This is a genomic window from Variovorax sp. P1_H12_2 (assembly GCF_056405335.1).
On sequence record NZ_JBFUCI010000377.1, the window covers coordinates 1 to 6,366 of the forward strand.

General features: G+C 66.2%; 7 protein-coding genes. 4 read left to right on the forward strand and 3 right to left on the reverse strand.

Going from position 1 to position 6,366, the window contains the following annotated elements; translation table 11 throughout:
• The 4 genes from AC1D2K_RS27565 to AC1D2K_RS27580 all read left to right on the forward strand — a co-directional run.
• Nucleotides 1-1,099, forward strand: a 1,099-nt coding sequence (locus tag AC1D2K_RS27565) for a CaiB/BaiF CoA transferase family protein (protein WP_478092656.1), incomplete at its 5' end; no start/stop codon positions are given.
• Between the two features lie 13 nt (nucleotides 1,100-1,112).
• Complete coding sequence (gene aroE / locus AC1D2K_RS27570; protein WP_478092657.1) at nucleotides 1,113-1,934, forward strand: shikimate dehydrogenase; 822 nt, start codon at nucleotides 1,113-1,115, stop codon at nucleotides 1,932-1,934.
• Nucleotides 1,935-1,959: 25 nt separating this feature from the next.
• Nucleotides 1,960-2,403: a type II 3-dehydroquinate dehydratase gene (aroQ, locus tag AC1D2K_RS27575; RefSeq protein ID WP_478092659.1), complete on the forward strand. Its 444-nt coding sequence runs from the start codon at nucleotides 1,960-1,962 to the stop codon at nucleotides 2,401-2,403.
• A gap of 72 nt (nucleotides 2,404-2,475) precedes the next feature.
• Nucleotides 2,476-3,420 (forward strand): dioxygenase family protein, encoded by a 945-nt coding sequence (locus AC1D2K_RS27580; RefSeq protein WP_478092661.1) that lies wholly within the window; start codon nucleotides 2,476-2,478, stop codon nucleotides 3,418-3,420.
• A gap of 78 nt (nucleotides 3,421-3,498) precedes the next feature.
• Here the strand turns inward: AC1D2K_RS27580 and AC1D2K_RS27585 are convergent, their stop codons facing one another.
• The 3 genes from AC1D2K_RS27585 to AC1D2K_RS27595 form a co-directional block, all read right to left on the reverse strand.
• Entirely contained in the window at nucleotides 3,499-4,515 is a 1,017-nt protein-coding gene (locus tag AC1D2K_RS27585) for a Bug family tripartite tricarboxylate transporter substrate binding protein (protein ID WP_478092663.1), read from the reverse strand.
• A 21-nt stretch (nucleotides 4,516-4,536) separates the two neighbouring features.
• Nucleotides 4,537-5,496, reverse strand: a complete 960-nt coding sequence (locus tag AC1D2K_RS27590; RefSeq protein ID WP_478092665.1) for a 2-hydroxyacid dehydrogenase — start codon at nucleotides 5,494-5,496, stop codon at nucleotides 4,537-4,539.
• A 45-nt stretch (nucleotides 5,497-5,541) separates the two neighbouring features.
• A partial coding sequence (locus tag AC1D2K_RS27595; protein ID WP_478092667.1) for a mandelate racemase/muconate lactonizing enzyme family protein occupies nucleotides 5,542-6,366 on the reverse strand: 825 nt, incomplete at its 5' end.

Below are 6,366 nucleotides of genomic sequence, written 5' to 3' on the forward strand. Positions count from 1 at the left end.
CCCCGGCACCGGTGACGCGGGTCGCCAGCATGCCTGGTTCGTGGGCGACCACAGCGGCTACTTCCTCCAGCAGAACATGGGCAAGAAGGGACTGTCGGTCAACACCAAGGACCCGCGCGGCCGCGCCTTGATGAAGAAGCTGGTCGACAGCGCCGACGTGTTCGTCGAGAACTACCGTCCCGGTGCGCTGGACAAGCTGGGCTTGGGCTATGCGGAACTGGCCGAGACGAATCCGGGCCTCGTGTACTGCTCGATCTCCGCCTATGGCCACACCGGACCGGACTCGCATCGCGCCGGATTCGGCCTCATCGCCGAGGCCAAGAGCGGCATCATGCAGATGGTCGGCAACCCCGGCGAGGCGCCGCCGCTGCTGCGCATCTCGCTGGGCGACATGTATACCGGCATCCACGCCGTCGCTGCGATCAACGCCGCGCTGCTGGGTCGCGTGAAGTCGGGCCGCGGTCAGCACATCGACATGGCGCTGTACGACACGCTGGTGTCGATGCACGAATACGCGGTGCAGTGCTATACGCTCTCGGACGGCAAGGAAGTTCCTGTGCAGACCGGCCACGACATGCCCAACTCGACGCTCTACGGCGTGTTCCGCGCGCAGGACGGCGATCTGGTCATCGCCGCGCAGGTGGACGATGCGTGGAAGCGATTCGCCGCCCTGGTCGAGCACACTGGCGGGCCGGCGGGCTTCGGCAGCGACACGCGGCTGCATGCCGCGGCCGGGCGCAATGCGAATCGCCTCGAGATCCTCGAAGTCGTTCGCCCCTGGGTTGCAGCGCGCCCCGTCGTCGACGTATTGAAAATGCTCGATGGCATCGACGTGCCCTGCGCCAAGGTGCAGCGCATCGACGAAGTGCTGGCCGACCCGCAGATCCGGGCGCGCGGCATGGTGGTGGAGCAGGACCATCCCGTGCTCGGCAAGATCCGCCTGCCCAACCTGCCTTTCCGCATGTCGGGCTGCGACACCTCGATCACGCAAGTGGCGCCGGACCTTGGTGAACACAACGCCGAGATCGCCGCCAGCCTCGGCTTCGACGCCGCGCAGATCGCCGACATGCAGGCCGACGGCGTGCTGTTCAGCGCATGAGGAGGCACGCACCATGACCGACAAGTACGCCGTCATCGGCAACCCCATCGGCCACACCAAGTCGCCGATGATCCACGGCAGCTTTGCGAAGGTGACCGATCAGGACATCGACTACATCGCGATTGAAGGCTCGCTCGAGCACTTTGCGGATGACGTGCATGCGTTTCGCAAGTCAGGCGGCCTGGGCATGAACGTGACCGCGCCGTTCAAGCTGCAAGCCTTTGCGCTGGCAACGGATCGGCTCGAACGTGCCGAACTGGCTGGTGCCACCAACGCATTGAAGTTCGAGGGCGACCGCATCATTGCCGACAACTTCGACGGCGTCGGCCTGACCAACGACATCCAGCGCAACCTGGGCTTCCCGCTCAAGGGCGCGCGCATGCTGGTGCTCGGTTCCGGCGGCGCGGTGCGCGGAGCTTTGTTGCCGTTCCTTGCGCAGCAGCCGGCCGAATTGGTGCTGGCGAACCGCAGCGTGTCGAAGGCAGCCGATCTTGCCGCGCAATTCGCCGCGCAGGGTCCCGTGCGGGCTTGCGGCTATGGTGATCTGACCGGGGAGAGATTCGACATCGTCATCAACGGCACCTCGGCCAGCCTGAAGGCCGAGTTGCCGCCGGTGCYGGCCGAGGCGCTCCGCAACGCGAAGCTGGCCTACGAACTGGCCTACGGCAAGGGCCTGACACCCTTCCTGCGTCTGGCACGGAACGCCGGCGTGCCCAAGCTCGCCGACGGCGTGGGTATGCTGGTCGAGCAGGCTGCGCAAGCCTTCGTCTGGTGGCGCGGCGTGCGACCCGACACCCGGCCGGTCATCGAGCGCATGACCATCCCGTTGGTTTGAACCCGCGACAAGAAGGAGACACCCCATGAAGATCCTCATGCTCCACGGCATCAACCACAACATGTTCGGCAAGCGCGACCCGAAGCAATACGGCACCACGACGCTGGCCGAGATCGATGCACAGTTGCAGGCGCTGGGCAAGGAACTCGGCGCCGAGATCGAGAGCTTCCAGACCAACGGCGAAAGCGCCATGTGCGAGCGCATCCACCAGGGCTTCACCGATGGCGTCGACGCGGTGCTGATCAACGCCGGCGCCTGGACCCACTACAGCTACGGCATCCGGGATGCGCTGGCGATCCTCACGGTGCCGGTGGTCGAACTGCACATGTCCAACATCCATGCGCGCGAGGGGTTCCGCCATCACTCGGTGTTTGCGGAGATCGTGAAGGGCCAGATCTGCGGCTTCGGGGTGGACAGCTACCTGCTCGGCTTGCGTGCTGCCGTATCGGCGGCGCGGGTCGCTGGCTGACAACAGGGCAAGTCCTGGCATTGACTTGATGGACCGCAGTATCGTTCCCCATCGAAGCAAGGAGACTTCCCTGTGATCATCAAGACCCAACAAGACGTGACGGCCGCAGTGTTGGCCGAGGTGGCCCGAAGCGAAAACCCGCGCTTCAAGGAACTCATGACCGCAGCAGTGCAACACCTGCACGGCTTCGTGCGAGATGCCAGGCTGACCGAGGCCGAGTTCCACCAGGCTTGCGGCTTGATCGCCAATCTCGGCCAGTTGACCACTGCATCGCACAACGAAGTGGTGCTCATCGCCGGTTCGCTGGGCATCTCGTCGCTGGTCTGCCTGCTCAACAACGGCGATCACGGACAGACGGACACGACCGCCAATCTCATGGGCCCGTTCTGGCGCATGGATTCGCCGGCGACGGCGAACGGTGATTCGATCGTTCGCTCGCCCACGCCCGGCGCGCCGATCTTCGTCAACGCCTGGGTGCGCGACAGCCAGGGCCGGCCGGTGGAAGGCGCCGAAGTCGACGTGTGGCATACCTCAGCGGAGGGCTTCTACGAGAACCAGGACCCGGGGCAGACCGACATGAACCTGCGCGGCAAGTTCGCCACCGACGTGCGCGGCCGTATCGCGTTCAGGAGCGTCAAGCCGGCTGGCTACCCGATCCCGTTGAGCGGCCCGGTCGGCGCGCTGTTGCGCGCACAGGGCCGTCACAACATGCGCCCGGCCCACATCCATTTCATGATCCACAAGCCGGGCTTCAAGACGCAGTTCTCGCAGGTCTATTCGAGCGATGACCCACGCCTTGAAACCGATGTGCAGTTCGGGGTGACGCAAGCTCTGATTGGCCAGTACGTGCTGCATGCCGACGAGCCGGCGCCGGCCGGCGATGTCAGCGGGCCGTGGTATTCGCTCGACCATCACTTCGTGATCGAGCCGGGCGAGGCCAGGCTGCCGAAGCCGCCGATCACCGGCAAGGCGAACGGCGAGCGGCCGACCTTGCAGGTGCTGGAGCGCAAAGCCTGAAGCCCTCGGCGCACCGATTCCACGCGTGAGTGACAGGGGGAGCCTCGAGCGAATTCCGGCCATCGCATGGCGCGCGCTCTACTCCGCCTTGATGTTGTTGTCTTTGACCACCTTGCCCCAGCGCTGGGTCTCGGTTTGCATCCATTGCGCGATCTGCTGCCGGTTCATGGTCGATGGCTCGGAGCCGAGTTCCTGCAGACGGGTGGCGAAGTCGGGGCGCGTCACGATGCGCTGCACGGCCTCCTGCAACTTGTCCAGCACCGCTGGCGGTGTGTTGGCGGGCGCCAGCAAGCCCTGCCAGGAACCCGTCACGAAGTTGGGGATCTGCGAGGCGACGGTCGGCACACCCGGGGTCGCTGCAAACGGCTTGGCGCTCGTGACCGCAATGGCCTTGACCTTGCCGCCCTGCACCAGTTGGTTGGTGGCGACCACGCTCGCCATCGCGCTGTCGATCTGACCCCCCGCGAGGTCCGCCAGGGCCTGGGCGCCGCCCTTGTAGCCGATGACGTTGAATTCGAAGCCGCGGTCCTGCGCGAGCAGGATGCCCGCCAGTTGGCTGATGGAGGCCAGCGGCGTGCCGAAGCTCACGGGCTTGCCGCTCTTCTTGGCGTAGGCGGCGAGCTCGTCGATGTTCTTCACCGGCAGATCGTTCCGGACCACCAGGAGGTGCGGTGAATACGCCGGAATCGCGATCGGCGTCAGGTCCTTCTGCGGGTTGTAGGGCAGTTGCGCCACCACGCTGGGGCCGATGGTCAACACGCTCATGTCCAGCAGCAGCAGGTTGTAGCCGTCCGGCGCGGACTTGGCCACGAACGCCGCACCGATGTTGCCATTGCCTCCAGCCTTGTTCTCCACAATGACCGGCTGCTTGAACATCTCGCCCAACTCCTTGGCCAGCAGGCGCCCCAGCACGTCCGAGGTGCCGCCCGCCGGGTTGGGCACGGTGATGCGGATCATCCTGCTGGGGTAGCTCGCCGCGTCCTCCGCATGGACCGGCAGGGACGCGCCTGCCAGCATCGCCACGGCGGCCATGCCGAGCAGTGCGCGCCTGGCCAGGGGGAGGGCGGACGGGGTCGTTGAAGTCTCGGCTTTCATGGGTATCTCCGTTGAAGGTGGTCAGGGCGCCTGGTAGATCACGTTGAAGAGCGGCTGCCCCTGTTGCAGTCGCACGATGTTCTGGGCCATGAAGCGGTAGCGCCGCTCGAGCAGCGCCGGCGTCATGGCCGAGATATGGGGCGTGGCGCGGACGTTGGGCAGTTCATGCAGCGGCCAGCGTGAGGGGTTCACTGGCGCCCCGCCCTTTTTCGGGTACTGGTACCAGACGTCGAGGACGGCCCGTCCCAGTTGCTTGTCACGCAGGGCTTCATAAAGTGCCTGCTCGTCGACGACTTCTGCGCGGGCCACGTTGACCAGCAAAGAGTGCGCGGGCAGCGATGCAAGCTGGCGCGCGCCGATCAGGCCGCGGGTGCTGTCGTCCAGCGGGCAACAGACCACCAGGACTTGAACCCGTGCCAGCACTTCGTCCAGCGCCGACACCGCGACGTATTCATGCGCCAGTTCCTCCGGGCCCTGTTTGCCGCTGCGCGTCACGGCCATCACGTGCATGCCGCAGGCCCGCGCGCGCCGGGCAATCTCCTGCCCGATGTGACCAAATCCCAGGATGGCGACGGTCTTGCCATTGGCCTCGTCGTGTGGGGCGCGGTTGGCGTAGGCCTGCGCCCAGGCGCTCGCGTCCAGCTGCGACGGGTACTGCCAGAGTTGCAGGAAGTGCTCCAGGATGGCGTGCAGGGTGAACTCGGCGATGGGCACCTCGTGACCGTGCACATTGCACACCGTGGTTCCCGGGGGCAACGATGGGCAGGCGATCTGTTCCGATCCCGCCCCGGGCACATGCACCAGCCGGCAGCGCAGGCGGGCGGCTTCGTCGGCGCTGATGCTGTTGCTGATGACGACGTCCGAGGGGATAACGCCAGCCTCGGGAAAGGCGTGAAGCGCCTCGACCTCGTGCCCGGGGCCGAGGAGCGCGCGCAACCGGGGCGCGTTGGGTGCATGGAGCCCGACGATCTGGATATGCATGGGAAGTCTTGCGAAGGAGCGGTCGAGACGGCGAGGCAATGCCCGCTAGCGGCTTTCGCGGACGATGAGGTCCGGTCGCTGCTTGAGGCTGTCCTGCAAGCGCGTACCCAACCCAGGCGCCACGGGCGGCTGGGCCATCCCCTCACGGATCACCGGCAGGTCGGTCACGATGTCGCGGTACCAGGTGGCCAGCGTGGCGCGCACCACCTCCTGATAGATGGCCGTCGGCGCGTGCAATGCCATCTGCAGGCCTGCCATCAACGTGACCGGGCCGGTGCAGTCGTGCGGTGCCAGCGGCCGGTTGTAGGCTTGGGCGAGCGCTGCGATCTTGCGCCCCTCGGTGAAGCCGCCGCACCAGGCGAGGTCCAGCATCACCACGTCGAGCGCATCGTTGGCGAGCAAATCTCGGAAAGGGCGCAGGCCGCCCAGCGTTTCACTTCCGCACACCGGCACGCGTGTGCGGCGCCGCAGGTCGGCGAGGCCGGCGGCGTCGTCCATCTTGCACAGCGGGTCTTCGACCCAGAACACGTTGTAGTCCTCCAGCGCCTGGCAGATGCGCAAGGCCGAGTGGCCACCGAAGAGGCTGTGCAACTCGCACATGACCTCGATGCGGTTGCCGACGGCATCGCGAATGCGCCGGAACGGCTCCAGGCCCTTTTCCAGGTCGGGCAGGCTGATGAGATGGCCGCCGCTTCCGGGCGCGTAGATGTCGAAGGGCCAGATCTTCATGGCCTTGTACCCTTCGTCCAGCAGGCTGCGGGCGAGCGCGCCGGCGTCACGCATGAAGGCCACCTGGTCGTCGTAAGGCCCCTGAGACTGGTCGTGCGCGCCGATGTCGCGACGCTTGCCGGTGGTGTTGAAGCTGTAGCC

Coding starts and splice junctions, on each gene's coding strand:
- aroQ (WP_478092659.1), top strand. CDS start 1,960: ATGAAGATCCTCATGCTCCACGGCATCAACCACAACATGTTCGGCAAG.
- AC1D2K_RS27585 (WP_478092663.1), bottom strand. CDS start 4,515: ATGAAAGCCGAGACTTCAACGACCCCGTCCGCCCTCCCCCTGGCCAGG.
- AC1D2K_RS27590 (WP_478092665.1), bottom strand. CDS start 5,496: ATGCATATCCAGATCGTCGGGCTCCATGCACCCAACGCGCCCCGGTTG.